General features: G+C 72.6%; 21 protein-coding genes. 7 read left to right on the top strand and 14 right to left on the bottom strand.

Features of this window, described 5'->3' with window-relative positions; genetic code table 11:
* Nucleotides 1–4: 4 nt before the first annotated feature.
* Nucleotides 5–334: a DUF6243 family protein gene (locus tag LRS74_RS33665; protein WP_347178159.1), complete on the bottom strand. Its 330-nt coding sequence runs from the start codon at nucleotides 332–334 to the stop codon at nucleotides 5–7.
* Between LRS74_RS33665 and LRS74_RS24455 the strand changes: the two genes are divergently transcribed.
* On the top strand, nucleotides 333–944 hold the full coding sequence (locus tag LRS74_RS24455) for a TetR/AcrR family transcriptional regulator (protein WP_277743027.1): 612 nt from the start codon (nucleotides 333–335) through the stop codon (nucleotides 942–944). The genes LRS74_RS33665 and LRS74_RS24455 overlap by 2 nt on opposite strands.
* Here LRS74_RS24455 and LRS74_RS24460 read toward each other — a convergent pair.
* Nucleotides 931–1,848, bottom strand: a complete 918-nt coding sequence (locus LRS74_RS24460; RefSeq protein ID WP_277743028.1) for a glycerophosphodiester phosphodiesterase — start codon at nucleotides 1,846–1,848, stop codon at nucleotides 931–933. The genes LRS74_RS24455 and LRS74_RS24460 overlap by 14 nt on opposite strands.
* Before the next feature lie 179 nt (nucleotides 1,849–2,027).
* Between LRS74_RS24460 and LRS74_RS24465 the strand changes: the two genes are divergently transcribed.
* The gene (locus tag LRS74_RS24465) at nucleotides 2,028–2,768 is read left to right on the top strand and encodes a bifunctional DNA primase/polymerase (protein WP_277743029.1); all 741 of its coding nucleotides are present in this window, start codon (nucleotides 2,028–2,030) and stop codon (nucleotides 2,766–2,768) included.
* A gap of 397 nt (nucleotides 2,769–3,165) precedes the next feature.
* Here LRS74_RS24465 and LRS74_RS24470 read toward each other — a convergent pair whose 3' ends face one another.
* From LRS74_RS24470 to LRS74_RS24500, 7 genes are all read right to left on the bottom strand, one after another.
* Nucleotides 3,166–4,050 carry a hypothetical protein gene (locus tag LRS74_RS24470; RefSeq protein ID WP_347178160.1) on the bottom strand — a complete coding sequence of 295 codons (885 nt, stop codon included), beginning with the start codon at nucleotides 4,048–4,050 and terminating at the stop codon, nucleotides 3,166–3,168.
* Nucleotides 4,037–5,020, bottom strand: a complete 984-nt coding sequence (efeU, locus tag LRS74_RS24475) for an iron uptake transporter permease EfeU (RefSeq protein ID WP_277743030.1) — start codon at nucleotides 5,018–5,020, stop codon at nucleotides 4,037–4,039. The genes LRS74_RS24470 and efeU overlap by 14 nt, the downstream gene beginning before the upstream one ends.
* A 20-nt stretch (nucleotides 5,021–5,040) precedes the next feature.
* On the bottom strand, nucleotides 5,041–6,330 hold the full coding sequence (efeB, locus tag LRS74_RS24480) for an iron uptake transporter deferrochelatase/peroxidase subunit (RefSeq protein WP_277743031.1): 1,290 nt from the start codon (nucleotides 6,328–6,330) through the stop codon (nucleotides 5,041–5,043).
* A gap of 92 nt (nucleotides 6,331–6,422) precedes the next feature.
* Complete coding sequence (efeO, locus tag LRS74_RS24485) at nucleotides 6,423–7,565, bottom strand: iron uptake system protein EfeO (protein WP_277743032.1); 1,143 nt, start codon at nucleotides 7,563–7,565, stop codon at nucleotides 6,423–6,425.
* A gap of 120 nt (nucleotides 7,566–7,685) precedes the next feature.
* Nucleotides 7,686–8,582 carry a heme ABC transporter ATP-binding protein gene (locus LRS74_RS24490; protein ID WP_277743033.1) on the bottom strand — a complete coding sequence of 299 codons (897 nt, stop codon included), beginning with the start codon at nucleotides 8,580–8,582 and terminating at the stop codon, nucleotides 7,686–7,688.
* Nucleotides 8,579–9,670 (bottom strand): iron ABC transporter permease, encoded by a 1,092-nt coding sequence (locus tag LRS74_RS24495; RefSeq protein WP_277744909.1) that lies wholly within the window; start codon nucleotides 9,668–9,670, stop codon nucleotides 8,579–8,581. Before LRS74_RS24495 ends, LRS74_RS24490 begins: the two co-directional genes overlap by 4 nt.
* Before the next feature lie 5 nt (nucleotides 9,671–9,675).
* Nucleotides 9,676–10,638, bottom strand: a complete 963-nt coding sequence (locus LRS74_RS24500) for an ABC transporter substrate-binding protein (RefSeq protein WP_277744910.1) — start codon at nucleotides 10,636–10,638, stop codon at nucleotides 9,676–9,678.
* Between the two features lie 189 nt (nucleotides 10,639–10,827).
* Between LRS74_RS24500 and LRS74_RS24505 the strand changes: the two genes are divergently transcribed.
* Both LRS74_RS24505 and LRS74_RS24510 read left to right on the top strand, forming a co-directional pair.
* On the top strand, nucleotides 10,828–12,297 hold the full coding sequence (locus LRS74_RS24505) for an HtaA domain-containing protein (RefSeq protein WP_277743034.1): 1,470 nt from the start codon (nucleotides 10,828–10,830) through the stop codon (nucleotides 12,295–12,297).
* A gap of 90 nt (nucleotides 12,298–12,387) precedes the next feature.
* Nucleotides 12,388–14,040, top strand: a complete 1,653-nt coding sequence (locus tag LRS74_RS24510; protein WP_277743035.1) for an HtaA domain-containing protein — start codon at nucleotides 12,388–12,390, stop codon at nucleotides 14,038–14,040.
* A 189-nt stretch (nucleotides 14,041–14,229) separates the two neighbouring features.
* Here LRS74_RS24510 and LRS74_RS24515 read toward each other — a convergent pair whose 3' ends face one another.
* Both LRS74_RS24515 and map read right to left on the bottom strand, forming a co-directional pair.
* Nucleotides 14,230–14,895, bottom strand: coding sequence for a biliverdin-producing heme oxygenase (locus LRS74_RS24515; protein WP_277743036.1), 666 nt, complete (start codon nucleotides 14,893–14,895; stop codon nucleotides 14,230–14,232).
* A 96-nt stretch (nucleotides 14,896–14,991) separates the two neighbouring features.
* Nucleotides 14,992–15,849: a type I methionyl aminopeptidase gene (gene map, locus LRS74_RS24520; RefSeq protein WP_277743037.1), complete on the bottom strand. Its 858-nt coding sequence runs from the start codon at nucleotides 15,847–15,849 to the stop codon at nucleotides 14,992–14,994.
* Between the two features lie 71 nt (nucleotides 15,850–15,920).
* Here map and LRS74_RS24525 point away from each other — a divergent pair, with 71 nt between their 5' ends.
* The gene (locus LRS74_RS24525; RefSeq protein WP_144385529.1) at nucleotides 15,921–16,151 is read left to right on the top strand and encodes a hypothetical protein; all 231 of its coding nucleotides are present in this window, start codon (nucleotides 15,921–15,923) and stop codon (nucleotides 16,149–16,151) included.
* Between the two features lie 132 nt (nucleotides 16,152–16,283).
* On the opposite strand, the gene LRS74_RS24530 is transcribed toward LRS74_RS24525, so the two are convergent.
* From LRS74_RS24530 to LRS74_RS24540, 3 genes are all read right to left on the bottom strand, one after another.
* Entirely contained in the window at nucleotides 16,284–17,603 is a 1,320-nt protein-coding gene (locus tag LRS74_RS24530) for an MFS transporter (protein ID WP_277743038.1), read from the bottom strand.
* Between the two features lie 192 nt (nucleotides 17,604–17,795).
* Nucleotides 17,796–18,416 (bottom strand): hypothetical protein, encoded by a 621-nt coding sequence (locus LRS74_RS24535; protein ID WP_277743039.1) that lies wholly within the window; start codon nucleotides 18,414–18,416, stop codon nucleotides 17,796–17,798.
* 78 nt (nucleotides 18,417–18,494) lie between these two features.
* On the bottom strand, nucleotides 18,495–18,695 hold the full coding sequence (locus tag LRS74_RS24540; protein ID WP_277743040.1) for a DUF5708 family protein: 201 nt from the start codon (nucleotides 18,693–18,695) through the stop codon (nucleotides 18,495–18,497).
* A 355-nt stretch (nucleotides 18,696–19,050) separates the two neighbouring features.
* On the opposite strand from LRS74_RS24540, the gene LRS74_RS24545 reads away from it, so the two are divergent.
* Nucleotides 19,051–20,160 (top strand): sialidase family protein, encoded by a 1,110-nt coding sequence (locus tag LRS74_RS24545; protein ID WP_277743041.1) that lies wholly within the window; start codon nucleotides 19,051–19,053, stop codon nucleotides 20,158–20,160.
* Complete coding sequence (locus LRS74_RS24550; RefSeq protein WP_277743042.1) at nucleotides 20,157–21,518, top strand: extracellular solute-binding protein; 1,362 nt, start codon at nucleotides 20,157–20,159, stop codon at nucleotides 21,516–21,518. Before LRS74_RS24545 ends, LRS74_RS24550 begins: the two co-directional genes overlap by 4 nt.
* The last annotated feature ends 63 nt before the right edge of the window (nucleotides 21,519–21,581 follow it).

Consider the following 21,581-nt stretch of genomic DNA (forward strand, 5'->3'; position numbering starts at 1 on the left):
TGGTCTAACTTTCCCTCAAAGATCCCCCGTCCCGGCCTTGTTGAAGCTTGCGCAGCAGCTCCCTTTTCTGCGCCAAGGGGTCCATACCGCCCCGTCCGCCCGCGCTGTCGCGGAGGCCGCCGCGCATCGCCGAACGGGGGACGTTGGCGCGGGGTCCGCCGACGCCGAGCATCGCGCTTCCTTTGCCCTTGCTCATGCCGCTCATCTCCTCGGGGTCGTGCGTCATCACATGAGACGGTCCGTCTTGCGACGTCCGCCGAGATGAGTGTGAAGCGAGACGTATCGTCTTGTCAAGACGATACGTCTCGCCTCGTGCTTGGTACATTGAATCCATGGCCAACAAGACAGCCCCCGACGCCAGCCGCCGCAGCGAACGCTCCCGGCGCGCGATCCTCGACGCCGCCCTCGAACTCGTCGGCGAGGTCGGCTACCCGAAGCTCACCATCGAGGCGATCGCCGCCCGCGCGGGCGTCGGCAAGCAGACCATCTACCGCTGGTGGCCCTCGAAGGCCGCCGTGCTCCTCGACGCCTTCATCGCGCTCACCGAGGAGGCCGCGGGCGGCCCGGACGTCGAGTACGAGATCCCGGACACCGGGGACCTGGAGGCGGACCTCAAGATGGTGCTGCGGGCCACCGTCGACGAGATGTGCGACCCCCGGTACGAGCGGGCCTCCCGCGCGCTGGCCGCCGAGGGCGTGATCAACGCCGAGCTGGCCGTCCAGTTCGTGGAGCGGGTCCTGGAGCCGCAGCTCCAGCTCTATGTGAAGCGGCTGCGCGCCGCCCAGGAGGCCGGACAGGCGGACCCCTCGTTCGACCCCCGGATCGCCCTGGAGCTGCTGGTCGGCCCGCTGGCCCACCGCTGGCTGCTGCGCACCCGCCCGATGACCCACGCGTACGCCGACGCGGTGGTGGAGCTGGCGCTGCGCGGCATCACCCCGCGGTAGTCCGGTAGCGGGCGGCCACCGGGGTGCGCGTCAGCAGCCCCGGGGCGTCCGTGATGATGCCGTCGCAGCCCAGCTCCAGCATCCGGTCGCGCGCCCCCGGGGTGTTCACCGTGTGCGCCCACACCCGCGGGATGCCCGAGCGCAGCGCCCGCCGCAGGTCCCGCTCCCGGGCCCGGTGGTCCACGTCCAGCACTTTGACGAAGCCCCGCCAGGCCGCCGGGTCGTCACCGCGCAGCTGCGCGGCCGAGCGCCACAGCTGTGCCATCAGCCCCAGCCCGGCGGCCTCGCGCGCCACCTCGGGCGAGTTGGTGTTGACGAAGACCGAGCGGGTCAGCCGGCGCTCCTTCACCAGCTCGGCGAGGCGGGGCAGCCCGGCCGGGTCCTTGGCCTCGATCATCAGCCGCCTACGGCCACCGAACCGGTCCAGCACCTCGGCCACCGTCGGCGGCGCCTCGGGCACCCAGTCGCTCGGCAGGGACGGGTCCGGGCGCAGCACGACCCGTCGCCACTGGGGGAGGGTCAACCGGTTCACCGGGCCGCTCTGGAAGGTGGTGCGGTCCAGGGTCGCGTCGTGCATCACCACCGGTGTCCCGTCCCGCAGCACCCGGCTGTCGAAGTCCAGCACCTGGGCCTCGCCGCGTACGAAGGCGGTGGTCAGGCCGGCCATGCTGTTCTCCGGCACCTCCAGCGCGCCACCCCGGTGCGCGGTGTAGGTGACGCGCGGGAGCGCGGGCAGCGAGCGGGAGCTGTGGCCGGGTGTGCGCCGGGCCCGGTGGTCGTGCGCCCGCTCGGCCTCCAGTTGCCGTCCACGCTGCCGTTCTCGCTGGATCGGGGCGGCCGGACCGATGATCGGCAGCGAGAGTGCCAGCATGACGACGCCCGCGAGCAGAGATCTTGCGACCATAAAAGGAACGCTAGGCGTGAGAATTCGGTTATGCCCGGTAATGGTGCCCGGAAGACAAGTGTCTCGGCCACCCCGGATGCGGACACCGGCCACCTCGGGAGCAGGATGGTGGCAGCATTGATCGGGTAACCGGGTGGTTGGCGATGCGCCGTAGAGCGAGCCGTTAAGCGAGGCGATAGATGGAACGCAAGGGCAGGTTCTCCCAGTGGCTGCGCCGACCGAGGGGCGGAGCCGGCGGCGATTCCGGCCCGGGCGCGGGCGCGGCGGGCGCCCGCGCGGACCTGCTGCTGGCCGCTGCCGCAGCCGGTTTCCCGCTCGCTCCGGCCGCCCATCCGGACGGCTACGGCTGTTCGTGTGACCGCATCGGCTGTCCCACCCCGGCCCGACATCCCATCTCCTTCGCCTGGCAGACACAGGCCACCACGGACGCCGAGAAGGTCGGCCAGTGGCTGAACAGCCAGCCGGAGGCCAACTTCATCACCGCCACCGGCATCACCCACGATGTGCTGGACGTCCCCGCGGACGCCGGGCGACAGGCCTTGGAGCGGCTCGGCGAGGCGGGCGTCGAGGTGGGCCCGGTGGCCACCACCAGCGCGGATCTCCACGAAAGCCGGATGCTCTTCTTCACCGCCACCCGCGGTACCCCCGAGGACGAGGACGAGTGGTGGCCCTGCGAGCTGGACTGCCACCCCGAGACGATGGACGAGCACCCGCTGCTGCGCTGGCACTGCCGGGGCAGCTATGTGCTGATGCCGCCGGCCCGACTGCCGGGTGAGGGGCACGTGGCCTGGCTGCTCGGCCCCGAGCGGCCGCTACCCGACCCGCTGACCCTGCTGGAGGCGCTCACCGACGCCTGCGCCCAGTACGCGGGCGACCAGCAGGAGCAGCACGGTACGGCGGCGTGGCCGATGGGGCGCTAGCCGGTTCGGGCTGGCGCCCGGGCGCCTCGTGAGGGGGGTGCCGTGCTGTCGGGGTGCCGCGGTGTCGGGGTGCGGTGCTGTCGGGTGCCGCGGTGGGTTGTCGGTTGGCTGCGGGTTGGTTGTGGCTGGTCGCGCAGTTCCCCGCGCCCCTTGGGGGCGTGCCCCGACCCTGGGATCCGCTCCGCGGAGGGGCCGCACTGCCGCGATGGGTTGTCGGTTGGCTGCGGGTTGGTTGTGGCTGGTCGCGCAGTTCCCCGCGCCCCTTGGGGGCGTGCCCCGACCCTGGGATCCGCTCCGCGGAGGGGCCGCACTGCCGCGATGGGTGGTCGGTTGGCTGCGGGTTGGTTGTGGTTGAGCGCGCAGGTCCCCGCGCCCCTTCGGGGCGCAGGGGTCGGGGTTACTCGCCCTTGGCTGCCGTGACCTGTTCCAGGCGGTTGAGGAAGACCACGCGGGGGTCGGTCCCGCCCTTGGCCGGGACCCGCACCGTGGACTCGAAGACCCGGGTCAGCGTCACCGACTTCTTCGCCTCGCCGGTCATCAGCGCCTTGATCTGCGGGTCGGGGTTGGGCCGGAAGCCCTTGGCCATGGTCTGCTTCTGGCGGTGGTGCGAGGCGAAGAAGACCACGGCCCCGCCGTCCTTGGTGCGCAACGCCACCGGCGCCAGTCCGGCGTCCTCCGTCGGCGTGTCGATGTACTCGGTCCAGAACTTCGGCGTGCGCAGCAGCTTCTTGCGCTCCGCCCGCATCCGCGAGGTGGCGGGCCCGTCCGCGAAGACGCGGCCCTCACCGGTCATCAGATAGTCGGTGTACTCCTTGCTCAGCGCGCCCGGGGCGACCGCGAGCCCCGAGCCGCCGCCGGTCGGAGCCGGCTTCGCCCAGCCGTTCTCGTCAGTCGCGAACCGCGGCATCTCGTCCTGGCCGAGGATCGACAGATACGCCACCCGCCACGGCTCGTCCGCCCCGCCGCGGGTGAAGACCAGCAGCCAGCGGTTACTGACGCCCGCCGGGTCGCGGTTGCTCCTGGTGTCGGCGACGAAGAACTTCGGCCAGCCGACCTGTCGGGGGACGAGGTACCGGGCGTCGCTCAGCTCCAGCGGCGCGAAGCCCGGGTTGCCCTTGCCGTCCCGGTCGTTGGCGCGCTGCGCGGTGAGGTCGGCGACGCCGATCTGGGCCAGCGGGCCGGTCTCGACCCGGCGGATCAGCTCCGGGTCGAGCTCGCGGTAGGCCCTGTTGTAGGTGTCGGTGAACTTCTTGAGCGCCTTGGGCGCCTCAGCCCTGTCCACCGAGGGGATGTTCTCCCGCTCCCCGTGCACCGTCATGCATCCGGTCAGCGCCGGCGCCAGCGTCAGCAGTGCCGCCGCGGCTGCCAGAGTCATCCGCCGTCGACGGGGCGACCTGCGTCTCATGGGACTCCGGCTCCTTCTGCGCTGCTGTGGCCGCTGCTCGATTCGGCGCCACCCTACCGGGGGCGAGGAAGAGCGCCAGGGTGGGGATCAGATAGAGCGTCCACACCGTGACCTGCAACCAGGTCGGGTTGGGCTGGAAGTTGAACGTCCCCTTCAGCAGCGTTCCGTACCAGCTGTCCGGCGGGACGGTGTCGCTGATGTCGAACGCCCGGTTGTTCAGCCCCGGCAGGAAGCGCGCCTCCTGGAGGTCGTGGAAGCCGTAGGCGAGCACGCCGGCGGCCACCACCACCAGCGCCCCACCGGTCCAGGTGAAGAACTTCGCCAGGTTGATCCTCAGCGCGCCCCGGTAGAAGAGCCAGCCCATGACCACCGCGGAGGCGATGCCCAGTAGGGCGCCGACCAGCGGGTCCGTGCCGCCGCCCGCCGCGTGCACCGCGCGCCACACGAACAGCGAGGTCTCGATGCCCTCCCGGCCCACCGCCAGGAAGGCGGTGGCCACCAGCGCGCCGGTGCCCACGGCCAGCGCCGCGTCCAGCTTCCCGTGCAGCTCCGCCTTGAGGTGCCGGGCGGTGCGCCGCATCCAGAACACCATCCACGTCACCAGGCCCACGGCGACGATGGACAGGCCCCCGCCGATCAGCTCCTGGGCCTCGAAGGTCAGCTCCTGGGTGCCGAACTCCAGGCCCGCGCCGAAGCCGAGGCTGACGGTGACCGCGATGGCCACGCCGATCCAGATGGGGAGCAGCTTGTCCCTGTTGCCGGTCTTGACCAGGTACGCGACCAGGATGCAGACCACCAGGGACGCCTCCAGGCCCTCGCGCAGGCCGGTCAGGTAGTTGGCGAACACGTCGGGTCCCTTCGATGAGATCAGGAGAAGAGCGCGCGGCCCCACCAGTCGTCCGCGTCCCGGACGCCCGGCGGAACGGCGAACAGCGCCGAACCCACGTGCTGGATGTACTCGTTGAGCGCGTCGGAGCGCGCCAGGCTGGTCTGCACGGGGATGAAGCCGCTGCGCACGTCGCGCTGGTAGGCGAGGAAGAACAGCCCGGCGTCCAGCCGGCCCAGCCCGTCCGTGCCGTCGGTGAAGGAGTAGCCCCGGCGCAGGATCGTCGCCCCGCCGTTGACGTCCGGGTGCGCCAGTCGTACGTGCGCGTCGGGCAGCATCGCCTTCAGGTTGGGCTCGTCGCGCTCGCGCCGCCTGCCCACCGGCGCGCCCTCGGCCTTGTCCCGCCCGAAGATGTCCTCCTGCTCCTTGAGCGAGGTGCGGTCCCAGGTCTCGATGTGCATCCGGATGCGCCGCGCCACCAGGTAGGAGCCGCCGGCCATCCAGTCCGGGCCGTCCTTGGGCGACACCCAGACGTGCCGGGTGAGGGCGGCGTCGTCGGTGCCCGCGATGTTCCGGGTGCCGTCCTTGAACCCCATCATGTTGCGCGGGGTCTGGGCCTCCGGGGTGGTCGAGGAGGTCTTGCCGAAGCCCAGCTGCGACCAGCGGATCGCCACCTTGCCCATGCCGATGCGGGCCAGGTTGCGGATCGCGTGTACCGCGACCTGCGGGTCGTCGGCGCACGCCTGGACACACAGGTCGCCGCCGCTGCGGGCCGGGTCGAGGTTGTCGCCGGGAAAGGCGGGCAGGTCCCCCAGGGCCTCGGGGCGCCGCTTCTTGAGGTCGAAGCGGTCCTTGCCCTTGCGGTCGGCGAAGAGCGTGGGGCCGAAGCCGATGGTGAGGGTGAGTCGGGAGGGCTTGAGGCCCAGCGCCTCGCCGGTGTCGTCCGGCGGGGCCTCCGCCAGCCCGCCGACCGCGCCCTCGCCGACCGGGTGACCCTGCGTCATCCGCTCCGCCGCCCGCGTCCACTCCTTCAGCAGGGAGATCAGCGCCTCCCGGTCGTCGGTGGTGACGTCGAAGGCGGCGAAGTGCAGCCGGTCCTGGACGGCGGTGGCGATGCCGGCCTGGTGGGCGCCGTGGAAGGGCACCGCGGCCCCGGCCTCGGCCACCGGCTGGGCGGCCGGGTCGCCGTCGCCGGCCAGGGCGACCGCCGTGCCGCCCGCGGCGGCGGCGCCGATTGCCAGTCCGGCCCCGCCCCAGCCGAGCAGTGCCCGGCGCGACGGCGTCGTGCGCTCCGGCTCCGGATGGTCCTGGCGTTCCTGAGACTCGGACACGGCCGACCCCCCTTGAGGTGTTGGTACGGATGTGGTGCCCCGGGCGGTGTGCCACCCCTGGGGAGCGGCATACCGCCGCGCGGGCCCGATGGCTACTCGGCGGGCTTGACGACCGCGGCGGCGAGCTTGGACAGCGGCTCGGCCAGCGCGTTGACGGTGTCCGAGAGCTGCTTGCGCTTCGCCTTGCTGATCTTGTCGTCGTAGGCCACGAAGCCGTCGCCCTCGCGGTAGCCGTCGAGGTGCTTCTTGACGGCGGCGAACTGCTTGTCGAGCTCCTCGACCAGCTCCGGGTCGTTCTCGCCGGCGACCTTGCGCAGCAGGGAGTACGAGGTCTCCGCGCCCTCCACGTTGGCCTGGATGTCCACCAGGTCGGTGTGGCTGTAGCGCTCCTCCTCGCCGGTGACCTTGCCGGTCTGCACCTCGTCCAGCAGCTCCTTGGCGCCGTTGGCCATGGAGGTGGGGGTGAGCTCGGCCTTGCCGACCCGCTTCTGCCAGTCCTCGAGGTCGGTGATGAGCTGCTTGGCCAGCTTCCTGTCCTCAGCGGTGATCTTCTTCTCCACCCACAGGGACTTCTCCAGCCGGTGCCAGCCGGTCCACTTCGCGCCCTTCTCCACGCCGTCCTCGCGCAGGTCGACCTTGGGGTCGATGTCGCCGAAGGACTCGGCGACCGGCTCGGTGCGCTCCCAGCCGACGCGGGACGGGGCGTACGCTTTCTTGGCGGCCTCGACGTCGCCGTCCTCGATGGCGGCGGCGAACTTCTCGACCAGCGGCAGGGTCTCGTCGGCCTGCTTCTGGACGTAGGCGCGGTACGCGGCCACGGCCTCGTCCAGCCGCGGGTCCCGCTTGACGGGTGTGCCCTTGCCGGTGACCGTGACCTTCTGCCGGATGCCGTCGCCCTTCATGCCGGGCTTGCAGGCGATCTCGTAGCTGCCGGCCTTCACCTCGGCGGTGATGGTGGTCTTGGTGCCCGGCCCGATGTTCTCCCGCTCGGTGACGATCCGGTCGCCGGGGGCGTAGATGTAGACCTCGGTGACCTTGGAGCCCTTGTTCTCCACGGCGAGCGCGACATGGCCGGCCGGGAAGCTGGTCTTCGACACCTCGCAGGCGTCGTCGGATGCCTTGACCTGGATGGCGCCCGAGCCCTTGGCGTCGGACTTCTCGGAACATCCGGCGACGGCGGTGAGCGCGGCGGCCGCCGCGAGGGCGGTGACGGCGGAGGAGCGAACGGCTCTCATACGGGGCTCCAGGCTGGCTCAAAAAAGCGGACGGTTCAGGTAAGGCCGCCCTAACTTAGCTGAGGCTTGCCTGCCTGGTTCCCCTCCCTTCCCATAAATAAGTCCATAAATGGCAAAGATTTAGCCATCTCGGCGTGGCAGAACCAGCAGGGCGCCCGTCCGTGGGTGTCGCAGCACCTCGACCGGCTGCCGGTAGACCCGGCTGAGCAACTCCGCGTCGAAGACCTCGGCCGGCGGCCCGTCGGCCGCCACCCGACCCTTGTGCAACACCGCCACCCGGTCCGCGTACGCGGCGGCCAGCCCCAGGTCGTGCAGCACCACCACCACCGCGTCCCCGGCGGCCGCCCGCTCCCGACAGAGCCGCAGCACCAGCTCCTGATGGCGCAGGTCGAGCGCGGCGGTCGGCTCGTCCAGCAGCAGCAGGCCGGTGCGCTGGGCCAGCACCCGGGCGAGTGCGACCCGCGCCCGCTCACCACCGGAGAGGGCCGAGAACGGTCGCCCGGCGAACTCGGCCACCTCGGCCGCGGCCAGCGCGGCACGCACCGCCTCGTCGTCCTCGTCCTCGGCCGCCGTGCCCGCCCAGGGCGCACGGCCCATCCGCACCACCTCCTCCACCGTGAACGGGAAGGAGAGGGTCGCGGACTGCGGCAGCACCGCCCGACGCAGCGCCAGTTCGCGCGCCGACCAGTCGGCCACCGGTCGGCCCGCGATCCGCACGGTCCCGCCCTCCGCAGCCAGATCGGCGGCGAGCGCGGCCAACAGCGTCGACTTGCCCGCCCCGTTGGGCCCCACCAGCGCCAGCACCTCGCCCGCCGTGACCCGCAGATCGACCTCGACGAGCACGGTGCGCTCCGCCAGCCGCACCCGCGCCCCGTCCACCTCGGCGACCGTGTCGCCGGGGGCGGGCGGCTCCGGCAGACCGGGGGTGCGGGTCGCGAACAGGCCGCGCCCCGGGGGCCGGGCGGCGGCCTGGGCCCCGTCGCGGGCCGGGGTGCGGGTGGTCCGGGTGCGGGTCATGCCCAGCCTCCCTGCTTGCGCCGCGTCCCGCGCAGCAGCCAGAAGAAGAACGGACTGCCGAAGAGCGCGGTCAGCACGCCCAGCGGCAGCTCGGCGGGGGCGGCCGCGGTGCGCGCCGCCAGGTCCGCGGCGACCAGCACCACCGCGCCGCCCAGGGCGCTGCCCGGAATGAGGAAGCGGTGCCCGGGGCCCGCCGCCATCCGCAGCACGTGCGGCACCAGCAGTCCGACGAAGCTGATGATCCCCGCCACGGCCACCGCGGCCGCGGTCAGCAGCGCCACGATCAGGATGACCGTCAGCCGCAGCCGCTCCACCTCCACGCCCAGATGGCGCGCCGGCCGCTCGCCCAGCGCCAGCAGGTCGATCCGCCGCGCGTAGCACGGCGCGGCCAGCAGCCCGACCAGGGCGCACGGCAGCACGGCCAGCACCTTCGGCCAGGTCGCCTGGGCCAGCGAGCCCAGCTGCCAGAAGGTGATCTGGGTGATCTGCGCGTTGTCGGCGTAGAAGACGAAGAGCCCGATGAGCGCGCCGGCGAAGGCGTTCACCGCGATGCCGGTGAGGATCAGGGTGACGACCTCGGAGCGGCCGTCCGCCCGCGCCAGCACGTAGACCAGGGTCACGGTGAGCAGACCGGCGACGAACGCGCAGGCGGTCACCGTCCAGTTGCCCAGGAAGTGCAGCCCGAAGGCGATCGAGCAGACCGCGCCCACGGCGGCGCCGGCGGAGATGCCGATCACCCCCGGTTCGGCGAGCGGGTTCCCGAAGACGCCCTGCATCAGCGCCCCCGCGCAGCCGAGCGAGGCGCCGACCAGCAGCGCCAGCACCACCCGCGGCAGCCGGACGTTCCACAGCACGCTCTCCGCGACCCGGTCCAGCGGGGCGCCGCCGAGCCCGACGCGGTGCAGCAGGGAGTCCAGGACGTCGCGGAGCGGGATCTCGTAGGCGCCGTGGCTGGCCGAGACCAGCGCCAACACGACCAGGGCGGCCGTCAGGCCGGCGGTGAGCAGCGCGGCCCGGCCGCGGCGGCGCGGGCGCCCCGCCTTCGGGTCGCTCGCGCCGGACGGCCCCGCGGCGACGTCCTTGTCCAGGAGGGTCACGAGCCGTCCCCGTACAGCTGGTCGACGATGCTCCGCAGCACCTCGTCGGTGCGCGGGCCGTAGTTGAGCAGCACGCCGTCCTCGACGCTCACGACGCGGCGGTCCATCCCGGCGGGGGTCTCGGCGACGCCCGGCACCTTCAGCAGCCCGTCCATGCCGCCGACCGAGGCGAGCCCCTTGGTCATCACCAGGATCGCGTCGGGCGCGGCCTTGACGAGGGCCTCGCTGGTGATGGGCGTGAAGTCCTTCTCCAGCCCGGACTCCTTGCCCGCGTCGACCGCGCCCGCGGCCTCCAGCAGCGAGCCGGCGCCGGAGTCGGCCCCGCCGAGCAGATAGACGGAGGCCGAGCCGCGGAGGTAGAGGAAGGCGACGCGCGGCTTCTCCTCGCGGGCGGGGATCCGTTCGCGCTCCTTCCGCAACCGCTGCTCGGTGCGCTGACGCAGCCGGTCGCCGGCGTTCGTGACGCCGAGCGCCGCGGCGACCCGGTCGATCCGGGTGCCGACGTCGGACAGCTTCTTGGCCGGGTCGAGCACGATGAGCGGCACTCCCGCGTCCCGTATCTGCTCGATCGCCTCGTCGGGGCCGGTGGAGGACTCGGCGAGCACCACGGTGGGCTTGAGGGACAGCACGCTCTCGGCGGAGACGTCGTGCGCGCGGGTGACCACCGGAAGCTTCTTCGCCTGCGCGAAGGTGGCGGTGACATCGCGAGCCACCACCCGGTCGCCGAGCCCGAGGCTGAAGACGATCTCGGAGACCGCGCCGGTGAGCGGGACGATGCGATCGGTGCTGCGGACGGTCACGGTGTGGCCGTCGGCGGATTCGACGGTGACGGGGAGCGCGGGCCTCGGTGGGGTGCCGGTGAGCGGCTCCACGCGGTCGGCGGTCTGGGAGCGCGCCGCGGAGGTGTCTGACGCTCCGTCGCCCCCGCCGCTTCCGCAGCCGGTCAGACCCGCCGTCAGGGCCAGGGTGAGGACGGCGGCGAGGGCGCCGAGGGTGCGCGGGCGGCCCAAGGCCCCACCCGCCGACTGCCGTTGGTCCACTGTCCGGCCTTTCACTCTGGTCGCTCCGTTCTCGCTCTGGATTCCCTGACGGATCATGACTTAGGTTAGCCTTACCTTGGTCATTCCGGATAGGGAGGGGTCTCTCCGATGCTGCCCTGGTCACGATCGAGACCGGTTCGCGCGCTCTGTGCCGCGCTGCTCGCGGCGTTAGCCGTGAGCGGACTGCCGGCGGCCCGCGCGCACGCCGCGGACCACACGGTCTCGGGCGGCCGGCTCGACTGGGGCATCAAGGCGTCCTTCCAGAGCTATGTCACCGGCCCGATCGCCAACGGGAGTTGGAGCCTCCAGGGCGGGGCGGCCACGGTGGGCGACAGCCAGTTCCGATTCCACTCCGCGACCGGCTCCTACGACCCGGACAGCGGCGCCTTCCGGGCCGGCTTCTCCGGCGGAGTGCGGTTCCTCGGCCACAAGAAGGCCGACGGCAGCCATGAGATGGACCTGACCATCGCCCGGCCCACGGTCCGCATCGACGGTGGGAACGGCACCCTCTTCGCCGACATGACCAGCAAGGAGAAGGGCACCGGCAAGGTCACCTCCGCCGCCCAGGTCCCGTTGGCCACGCTCGACCTGGGCGGGGTGAACATGCGCGGCGGCGGCTCCGCGGTCCAACTCGCCACCATCCCGGCCACCCTCACCGCCCAGGGCGCCAAGGCGTTCGCCGGCTACTACACCGAGGGCACCCGGCTGGACCCGGTGACCCTGTCGGCGGACGTGCTGGCCGAACGGCCCGCGCCGAGCGCGGAACCGAAGCCGAAGGACTCCGCGAAGGACAGGAAGAAGGACGAACCCGCCGAGCCGCGCGGCGCGTTCACCGACGCCGCCGTGGACTGGGGCGTGCGCCGGACCTTCCGGGAGTACGTCACCGGCTCCATCGCCCAGGGACGGTGGGAGCTGTCCGAGGGCGCCCGCGACGGCGGCGCGCTGTTCCGCTTCACGGCCGGCAAGGGCAGCTACGACGCCGAGCGGCACCGTCTGGACGCGACCTTCCAGGGCCGGCTCCGCTTCCAGGGCAAGGACCTGGACCTCGCCCTCAGCGGCGTGACGGTGCGGGTCGAGGACGGCAAGGGCACGCTCGCGGCGGACGTCGCGGGCAAGGCCCTCACTCGCCGGGACGTCCCGCTGGCCACCTTCGACGCCGGCCGTCCGAAGCCAGAAGACGGCCTGATCACGGTGGCCGAGGCGCCGGCCACCCTCACCGCGGACGGCGCGAAGGCGTTCGGCGGCATGTACCGGGCGGGCACCGCGATGGACCCGATCTCGCTGGCCGTCGCGGTGACGAAGGGCGCCGAGCTCCCGCCGCTGCCGGACCTCGGCGCGGCGCCGACCGACAGCCCGCGCCCGAAGGCCGCCGGCACCACCCCGAAGGCCACCGCCAAGCCCTCCTCCGCTTCCTCTTCTTCCTCCTCCTCGTCCACCGCCGTGGTGCTCGCGGCAGCCGGCGCGGCGGTGCTCGCCGCCGCCGCGGCCGGCCTCCTGCTGCTGCGCAGGCGCCGCGCCGCCGCGGCCGGCGGCTCCGTCGCGCCGGGCCCGGACGACTCGACCACCACCCAGAGCTGACGCACCGTCGTCGGCCCGCCGGGAACCGCCGAACCGACCATGCGGCGGATCCCGCGACCCCCATCCCCACTCCTCAAGGAGACCCCGACCATGACCGAAACCTCGCCCGCCGCCCGTCGGGCCCGGCGCGGCACGCTCGCCCTCGCGGCGGCGGTCGCCACGGCCGGCGCCGCCATCGGCGCCACCGCGCTCGCCCTTCCGGCCAGCGCCGCGAGCGACTCGCAGGAGAGAGTGGCGAACGGCGCCCCGCCGAAGCTGGAGATCACGGACGGCACGCTGACATGGGGAGTGAAGGAGCGCTTCCGTAAGTACGTCACCGGCCCGATCGCCCACGGCAAGATCGAGACCGCGGAGGGCGCCAGCCAGGCCCCCGGCAACGGCCCCTTCACCTTCACCGGCGGGAAGGGCTCCTACGACCTGTCGACCCACGCCGTCGACACCACCTTCAAGGGCGGCGTCCGCTTCACCGGGCACGAGGGCCAGCTCGACCTGAAGTTCAGCGACGTCAAGGTGCGCACCCAGGGCACCAAGGGGTCGATCGTCGTCGACGTCACCGCGTCGGGCAAGCTCTCGGACGACGTGGTCTTCGCCAACCTCGACCTGACCGGCCTGAAGCCGGGCAGCGAGGGCGGGATGGTCACCTACGCCGACATCCCGGCCACCCTGACCGCCGACGGCGCCAAGGCGTTCCTCGGCTTCTACAAGGAGGGCGACCCGCTCGACCCGGCCACCCTGTCGGTGAAGGCGGGCGGGGCCCCGCCCACCCGGCCGACGCCGACGCCGACCCAGCCGACGGAGCGGCCCACGACCCAGCCGACCACGCGGCCCACCACCCAGCCCACCGGCACGCCCACGACCAAGCCGCGGCCCACCCAGACGGCGACCGCCAAGCCCACGGCGGGCACCCCCAAGCCCACGCCCAGCGGCCCCCGCCCCACCGCCCCGCCCGCCAAGGGCAAGATCGCCGATGGTGACCTCGGCTGGGGCGTCAAGGAGTCCTTCCGCACGTACGTCACCGGCCCCATCGCCAACGGCAAGATCGCGGTGTCCGGTGGCGCCACCAAGACCAAGAGCGGGTTCGGCTTCCCGGACGGCAAGGGCTCCTACGACCTGAAGGCCAAGACGCTGAACGCGGGCTTCGCCGGCGTCGTCCGCTTCACCGGGCACGAGGGCAAGCTCGACCTGAAGTTCAGCGATCTGAAGATCCGGGTCAACGGCACCCGGGGCGCGCTGGTCGCCGACGTCTCGTCCAAGGACCGCACCTCGGGCAAGGTCACCAAGTCCAACGACCAGACCGTCGCCGACCTGAAGGTGCCGTCGGGCGCCCTCAAGCCCAAGGGCTCCGTCATCACCCTCAAGAACGTCCCGGCCAAGCTGACCAAGGACGGCGCCAAGGCGTTCGGCGGCTTCTACCAGGCCGGTGAGGCGCTCGACCCGGTCCAGGTGTCCGTCTCGCTCAGCGGTAAGACCACCCTGCCCGGCGGGAACGGCGGCTCCGACGGCTCCGACGGCTCCGAGGGCTCCGGTGACTCCGGCAGCTCGGACCTCGCCGCCGCGAGCGGCTCGGACAGCGGCACCGGGGGCTCCGGCGGCATCACGGGCGGCACCGGCACCGCCTCGCTGGCCAGCACCGGGAGCGGCGCTCCCGCCGAGGTCCTGCTCGGCACCGCGGCCCTGCTGGTGACGGGGGGCGCGGCCGCCGCGTACGCCACCCGCCGCCGCGTGCGACCCGTGACGGGCTGACGCCCCACGGGGCGACGCCCCTGATCGCGCCCGCACCCGCCGGATCCTGTCCCCCGGCGGGTGCGGGCGCTCGCGTTTCCACCCCCCCGTTACCGCCGCCGATCGAGGCGTCGGCCGAGCCATGTCACGCAAGCGCTCCGCCCACCGGGCCGAACGGCACGGTGGGCGGAGCGTAAGGGTCCTCGGGCTTCAGGCGCTGAGCGAGAACTCCCGGCCCAGCTCCTGGAAGACCGCCGTGTTCAGCCGGAACGCGCGCTTGCACTCGTCGACGACCCGCTGCTTCTCCAGGTCGTCCACCGGCAGCGCGTCCAGCAGCTCGCGGTAGTGCCGCTTGAAGGCGGCCGGGTTGGCGATGTCCTCGAACACGTAGAAGCGCACGCCGTCGCCCTTGCGGGCGAAGCCCCAGGTCTTCTCCGCGGTGCCGCGGATGACCTGGCCGCCGGAGAGATCGCCCAGATAGCGCGTGTAGTGGTGCGCCACATAGCCGGCCGGCCAGTCGCGGGCGCACTCCTCGATCCGCGCCACATACGCGGCCGTCGCGGGCAGCGGGGTCAGGCTCGACCGCCACTCGGGCCCGCCGAGGTGGGCCAGGTCGCGGGCCAGTTCCGGGGCGCGGGCCAGCTCGGGCCGTATGAACGGGCCCGCCACCGGGTCGGCGGCGAGGGCGGTGGAGAACGACTCCAGCGCGCGGTACACGAACCACAGCTGCTCGGTGTAGCGGCGGTACGCGGCGATGCCCAGGCGGCCGCCGAGCATGTCGCTCATGAACGTCGAGTTCTCCGCCTCGGTGTGCTGCACATGCGAGGCGGTGCGGATCAGCGAGGAGAACGGCGTCGAGCTGGATGCGGCGTCCAAGGCGGCCTCCGGGTACCAAGAGGTGACGGGAAGTCGATTGTCCCTACTTAGGCTTACCTAAGTCAATCGCTTTCCGACGCGCTGTCGGTAAAAATGCTACGGCAGAGTCAAGATCTCCGCACCCGTTTCGGTGACCACCAGCGTGTGCTCGAACTGCGCGGTCCGCTTCCGGTCCTTGGTCACCACGGTCCAGCCGTCCTCCCACATGTCGTACTCGTAGGTGCCCAGCGTCAGCATCGGCTCGATGGTGAAGGTCATCCCCGGCTTGATCTCGGTGGTGTGGTGCGGGGAGTCGTAGTGCGGAACGATCAGGCCGGAGTGGAAGGAGGAGTTGATGCCGTGGCCGGTGAAGTCGCGGACCACCCCGTAGCCGAAGCGCTTGGCGTACGACTCGATGACCCGGCCGATGATGTTGATCTGGCGGCCCGGCTTCACGGCCTTGATCGCGCGGTTCAGCGACTCCCGGGTGCGCTCCACCAGCAGCCGCGACTCCTCGTCCACCTCGCCGCACAGGTAGGTGGCGTTGTTGTCGCCGTGCACACCGCCGACGTAGGCGGTCACGTCCAGGTTCACGATGTCGCCGTCGCGCAGCACCGTGGAGTCCGGGATGCCGTGGCAGATGACCTCGTTCACCGAGGAGCACAGCGACTTGGGGAAGCCGCGGTAACCCAGCGTCGACGGGTAGGCGCCGTGGTCGCACAGGAACTCGTGGGCGACCCGGTCCAGCTCGTCGGTGGTGACGCCCGGCGCGATGCGCTTCGCGGCCTCCGCCATGGCCTGCGCGGCGATCCGCCCCGCGTGCCGCATCCGCTCGATCGTTTCGGCGTCCTGTACCTCGGGCCCCGTGTACGGGGTGGGGGCCTCCCTGCCCACGTACTCGGGGCGCGGGATCGAGGCGGGGACGAGGCGGGTGGGGGAGAGCGTCCCCGGGGTGAGAAGCGACTGGCCAGACATGTCAGCGAGTGTATCCGCGGGGCATCGGGCAGCATGGCGGCAAGGACGACGGCCCGGTGGAGGAGAGTCGGATGGCGCTGTTCAAGCGGAGAACGGCCGGCAAGCCCGGCGAGTGGTACTACTGCCTCAAGCACGGAACCGTCGAGGAGGGCCCGCAGTGCAGGGCCGCCGACCGCTTCGGCCCGTACGCCACCCGCCAGGAGGCGTCCCACGCGATGGCCACCGCGCGGGAGCGCAACGTGGAGTGGGAGACGGACCCGCGCTGGCATGACGGTTCACCGAAGGGCGACGACACGGAGTAAGGCCACGAGGCGACCCCTGTCCCCCTCTTCGGAAGTCAGGGGTCCTCGGAAGTCAGGGGCTCCTCGGAAGTCAGGGGCCGGGGGCCGCGGCGCGGCGGGGCGGCGCGGTCCCCGGCCCACCACGGCGCCCGGCTACGAGGCCACCTCGGCCCGCTCGGCGCGCTCCGCCCGCGCCGCCCGCATCCGCAGCGCGTGGTCGTCGGTCCGGGCGTCGTACGCCATCAGCTTGGGCAGGGTCAGCACCAGCAGGCCGACGGAGGCGACACACGCCAGTCCGCCGGACCAGATGGCGGTGCGCACGCCGGTCAGGCCGGCCATCGTGCCGACGCGGACCTGACCCAGCTGCGGGCCCACGGTGTAGGAGAGGAGCTCGATGCCGGCGAGCCGGCCGCGCAGTTCGTCGGGGATGGTCTGGTTCCACATCGTCGACCGGAACAGTCCGCTGACCATGTCGCCGGCGCCCGCGACGGCCACGCACAGCAGCACCAGCCAGATGTTGGTCATCTGGCCCGCCGCCGCCATCGCCAGGCCCCAGACCGCCGCCCCCAGCGCCACCATCCGCCCGTGTCGGTGCACCCGTGAGGTCCATCCGCTGGTCGCGCTCACCACCATGGAGCCGGCCGGCATGGCGGCGTACAGCAGCCCCAGGGCCCAGGGCGCGTCCAAGTCGTCGACGAGGAAGGGGAAGATCGCGGTGGGGAAGGCGAAGAACATCGCGGCCATGTCGACCACGTATGTGCCCAGCAGCTCCTTGCGGCGCCAGGCATAGGCGGCGCCCTCCGCTATCGCGCGCAGCGAGGGCTTCTCCGCGTCGTGCGCGGGCGGCGCGGCGGTCAGCCGCAGGCTGAGCAGGACGGAGGCCACGAAGGTCAGGATGTTCAGCCCGTACGCCAACGGCAGCCCCAGGTAGGCGACGATGACACCGGCCAGCGAGGGTCCCGCCACGGCCGACACCTGCCAGCGCAGCGCGTTCAGCGCGGCGGCCGCGGTGATCTGGTCGTGCGGCACGATACGGGCCACCACCGCGTCCAGCGCCGGGCGCTGGAGTCCGGTGAGCGCGCTGGTCACCGCGGCGACCACGTACAACGGCCAGAGCATGGGGTCCGGCAGCAGGCTGTTGACCAGCAGCACGACCGCCATCAGGCCCAGCCCCGCCTCGGTGAGCAGGATGACCTTGCGGCGGTCGACGGCGTCCGCCAGCGCCCCGCCGTACAGCCCGAAGACGATCAGCGGCACCAACTCCACCGCGCCGATGGCGCCGACCGCGAACGCCGACCCGGTCAGCTCCTTGATCTGGAGCGGCAGCGCCACCAGGCTCAGGAAGCTGCCGAACGACGTCACCAGGCCGGCGACCCACAACAGCCGGAAGTCCCGCGAGGAGCGCCAGGGCGAGATGTCGGGCAACAGGGCGCGGAGCCGCCCCTTCCGGGGTGGCTGATCGTCGGCGGTCACAATCCGTCATCATCCGCGCCGGTACGTGCTACGGGCAACTGAATTTTCGGGTCCGGCCCCGGCAGGTCCGGCGGCCTGGCAGGTCCGGCCGCCCGGCAGGTCCGGCGGCCTCGCAGGTCCGGCCGCCTGGCAGGTCCGGCGGCCTGGCGGGTCCGGCGCCCGAGCCCGGCACGGCGAGCGCGAACGCGCCGTTCACCACCGCATGGGCGGCGGCGCCGTCAGCCCGTCGGCCAGCCGGGTCAGCCGGTCCCGGAAGCGGCGTCGGCCACGGCTCGCGCGGCCGGAGTGCGCGGCCGGGCCGCCGTTCTCGCCGGCGGCCGCGCTGACCAGGTGCTGCACGGTGTCGAGGTCGAGGTCGGCGTCCGGCGGCACGGCGAGGGCGTCGTGGGACAGGCCGCGCAGGTCCGGGTCGCCGCCGTCCAGGGCCAGGATCCGCGCCCCGCCGCGCCGTGCGTCGTGGACCCGCTCCAACAGCCCCGCACCGGGCGCCTCGGGGGTCACCACCAGCAGCGTCTCGCCGCGCCCGGCGGCCTCCAGCCTCCCCAGTCCGACCGACAGGTGCGCCGGCACACCATCGGGGACGCGGTGCCGGACGAGGGTGGGGGACAGCTCGGGAAGCCCGGACCAGGCGGCCTCGTCGTCCAGGTGGGCGGCCAGGTGCCACGGCTCGTACTCCGCGCTCCCGACCAGAAGCAGCCCGCCGCCGTGCGGACCCACCGAGGCCCGCAGCGACCCGGCGAAGCGTCGGGTGTCGCGCAGCCATTCGGTCCCGGCCAGCACCTCGCGCAGCAGCGCGACCCGTACCGCGTCCATGCGCCGCATCCTGCCGGGCGCCGCCGCGCTCGTGGCCGGTATCCGGAACGGGTCACTCCTTCGAGGGGGCGGCGCGGGCTACCCCCGTGTGCGGGAGGCGCGCCCCGCCGTCAGATACCCGCCGTACAGCACCTGCGCCGCGCCGACGCAGGCGACGACGACGCCGGTCTTGTCGAGGTCGATGACGGGGACGTGGACGTCCTCGCCGAGCAGCCACAGCGCCGCTCCGACGGCGAGGGTGCCGGCGCCTTCCACGAGGTTCTTCACTGCCGTGTTCATCGCCCCACCGTAGGGCGGCGGGCGCGCATGGATCTTCGTCCGTGTGTACGACTTCGACGGAGTCGGACTGCATCCTTCGGGGGACCCGCGGGCGGGCGGAGGGCGTCCGCGAAGGACGCGAGGGACGGGAGGCACGGTGACCGCGTACCGCGCAGGGGAGGTGGGGTCTGACCGGGTCGCCAAGTGTTCATGTGCCGTACCTTGACGCCCTATCAGGCAATCCCTATGGTCACCGCACACAGAGGACGTCCTACGTCCGGTCCGCAGGGCGCGGCCCGGCGGGCGGTGACGCTCCTCGGCCGGACCGGCACGGTCGGCACCACGCTCGATTGCGACGCGGCATCGGGAGGGTCTGATGACAGACGGTGTGGCGACGCCTACCCCTGAGGAGTCCGTGCCGTTCCGGGCCGGGACCGGGGGGTACGCCAGCTACCGGATTCCGGCGGTGGTGGCGGCCGACAGCGGCGAGCTGCTCGCCTTCGCCGAGGGGCGGGTGGGCTCCGCCGCCGACCACGGCGACATCGACGTGGTGCTCCGGCGCTCCGCCGACGGCGGCCGCACCTGGGGCCGGTTACAGGTCGTCACCCAGAACGGCACCGGCACCGCCGGCAACCCCGCCCCCGTGGTGTTGGACGGCGGGCGGATCGTCCTGGTGCACGTCCGCAGCGGCGCCACCGCCACCGAGGACCGGATCAGACGCGGCCAGGTGCCGGAGGAGGACGGGCGCAGGGTCTGGCTCCAGCACAGCGACGACCACGGCCGCGGCTGGAGCCGCCCGCGCGAGATCACCAAGGAGACCAAGCGGGCCGAGTGGCGCTGGTACGCCACCACCCCGGGCCACGCCCTCCAGCTGCGCCACGGTGAGCACGCCGGCCGGATCCTGGTCTCGGCCAACCACTCGCTGCCCCCGACCGGCGCGGACAACGGCACCGAGGGCGCGTACAACGGCGGTCACGGGCTGCTGAGCGACGACGGCGGCGAGACCTGGCGGATCGGATACACCGACGACAACCCCGACAACTACGTCAACGTCAACGAGACGACCGCGGCCGAGCTCCCCGACGGCCGGATCTACCTCAACGCCCGCAACGACTCGCCCGCCCCCGGCACCCGCGCCGACGCCTACTCCCTCGACGGCGGCGCCACCCTCGCCAAGCCCTTCCGGCCGCAGGCCGGGCTCACCGGCCCGGTGGTCGAGGGCAGCGTGCTGCACCTGGGCGACCCGGACCTGCTGCTCTACTCGGGCCCCGCCGACCCCGGCTTCCGGGCCCTGATGACGGTGCGGGCCAGCGACGACGGCGGCGTCACCTGGCGCCCGGCGTACACCGTCGACGGGCTGCCGGCCGCCTACTCCGACCTGGTCCGGATCGACGACGAGACGGTCGGGCTGCTCTACGAGACCGGTGACTTCAGCGCCTACTCGACGATCACCTTCCGGCGGATTCCGGTGGAGGAGCTGCTATGAGCGCCAACCCCCCGAACGACCACCGAACGGGCCGGCGGGCCGTCCTGGGCGGCTCGGCCGCCGTCGCGGCCGGTCTCGCACTGACCGGGATGGCCGGACTGACCGGCTGCGGCTCCGACGGGGACGGCGGTGACGAGCCCAAGGGGCGCAAGGAGGGCGAGAAGGTCACCCTCACCTTCTGGTCCTGGGTGCCGGGCATCGACAAGTCCGTGGACCTGTGGAACTCCAGGAACCCGGATGTGCGGATCAAGCTGGAGAAGGTCTCCGCGGTCAACGGCGCGCAGTACGCGAAGATGCACGCCTCCATCAAGGCGGGGAACCCGCCCGACCTCGGCCAGATCGAATACCCCGTGGTCCCCAGCTTCCTGCTGGACAACGGGCTGGCCGACCTGACGAAGTACGGCGTGCGGGCGCAGCAGGGCAAGTTCGTCGGCTGGCAGTGGCAGCAGTCCGTCTTCGGCGAGGGCGTCTACGCCGTCCCTCAGGCGTCCGGCCCGATGGGGCTGTTCATCCGTCAGGACCTCTTCGACCGCTGGGAGGTCGAGCCGCCCGCCACCTGGGACGACTACGCGGCGGCGGCCAAGGAGATCCGCAGGCGGGACGCCTGGATCGAGACCTTCTCGCCGACCAACGGCAACCGCTTCGCGGGGCTGGCCTGGCAGGCGGGGGCGAGCTGGTTCGGCACGGCCGGCGACGCCTGGACGGTCAGCGTCGACGACGAGCCGACCCGCAAGGTCGCCGACTACTGGGAGGCGCTGGTCAGACAGAAGCTGGTCAAGACCATCCCGGACCGGCAGAACGCCTGGTACAAGGACATCCAGACCGGCGCCATGACGTCCTGGCTGGGCGCCAGCTGGGGCGACGCGCTGCTGGTCGGCAACGCCCCCCGGACCGCCGGCAAATGGCGGGTCGTCCCCATGCCGCAGTGGAAGAAGGGAGAGGCCGCCTACGCCAACTGGGGCGGCTCCACGACGGCCGTCTTCGCCCACTCCCGCTACCCCAAGGACGCCCTGGCCTTCGCGGTCTGGCTGAACACCGACCCGGAGTCGATCAAGCTGTTGATCGAGGGCGGTTACGGCTTCCCGGCCGCCAAGGGCGGCTACCGCACCGCCGACCTCGACGTCCACAAGGACTTCTTCGGCGGACAGGAGTACAGCAGCGTCTTCGCCGAGGCGGGCCGGGGCGTGGACACCAGCTGGAAGTGGGGCCCGGCGGTCGACACCCTCTACCAGCGGCTCGGCGACTCCTTCACCGAGGCGCTCGCCGAGGGCGACTCCTTCCGCTCGGTGCTGAAGACGGTCCAGCGCGCCACCGTCCAGGACCTGAAGGACAAGGGGCTGAAGGTGGAGTCGGGGTGAGGGGCGCCCGCCGTACGGCCGCCCGCGCCCCCGACGCCGAGCGCCGTCCCCGCACCCCCGGCG

The organism is Streptomyces sp. LX-29, assembly GCF_029541745.1.
Taxonomy (GTDB): Bacteria; Actinomycetota; Actinomycetes; order Streptomycetales; family Streptomycetaceae; genus Streptomyces.

Bases quoted from the DNA above. Each gene is read 5' to 3' on its own strand.
- LRS74_RS24455 (WP_277743027.1), top strand. From the start codon at position 333: ATGGCCAACAAGACAGCCCCCGACGCCAGCCGCCGCAGCGAACGCTCC.
- LRS74_RS33665 (WP_347178159.1), bottom strand. From the start codon at position 334: ATGGATTCAATGTACCAAGCACGAGGCGAGACGTATCGTCTTGACAAG.
- LRS74_RS24460 (WP_277743028.1), bottom strand. From the start codon at position 1,848: ATGGTCGCAAGATCTCTGCTCGCGGGCGTCGTCATGCTGGCACTCTCG.
- LRS74_RS24465 (WP_277743029.1), top strand. From the start codon at position 2,028: ATGGAACGCAAGGGCAGGTTCTCCCAGTGGCTGCGCCGACCGAGGGGC.
- efeO (WP_277743032.1), bottom strand. From the start codon at position 7,565: ATGAGAGCCGTTCGCTCCTCCGCCGTCACCGCCCTCGCGGCGGCCGCC.
- LRS74_RS24490 (WP_277743033.1), bottom strand. From the start codon at position 8,582: ATGACCCGCACCCGGACCACCCGCACCCCGGCCCGCGACGGGGCCCAG.
- LRS74_RS24505 (WP_277743034.1), top strand. From the start codon at position 10,828: ATGCTGCCCTGGTCACGATCGAGACCGGTTCGCGCGCTCTGTGCCGCG.
- LRS74_RS24510 (WP_277743035.1), top strand. From the start codon at position 12,388: ATGACCGAAACCTCGCCCGCCGCCCGTCGGGCCCGGCGCGGCACGCTC.
- map (WP_277743037.1), bottom strand. From the start codon at position 15,849: ATGTCTGGCCAGTCGCTTCTCACCCCGGGGACGCTCTCCCCCACCCGC.
- LRS74_RS24525 (WP_144385529.1), top strand. From the start codon at position 15,921: ATGGCGCTGTTCAAGCGGAGAACGGCCGGCAAGCCCGGCGAGTGGTAC.
- LRS74_RS24535 (WP_277743039.1), bottom strand. From the start codon at position 18,416: ATGGACGCGGTACGGGTCGCGCTGCTGCGCGAGGTGCTGGCCGGGACC.
- LRS74_RS24540 (WP_277743040.1), bottom strand. From the start codon at position 18,695: ATGAACACGGCAGTGAAGAACCTCGTGGAAGGCGCCGGCACCCTCGCC.
- LRS74_RS24545 (WP_277743041.1), top strand. From the start codon at position 19,051: ATGACAGACGGTGTGGCGACGCCTACCCCTGAGGAGTCCGTGCCGTTC.
- LRS74_RS24550 (WP_277743042.1), top strand. From the start codon at position 20,157: ATGAGCGCCAACCCCCCGAACGACCACCGAACGGGCCGGCGGGCCGTC.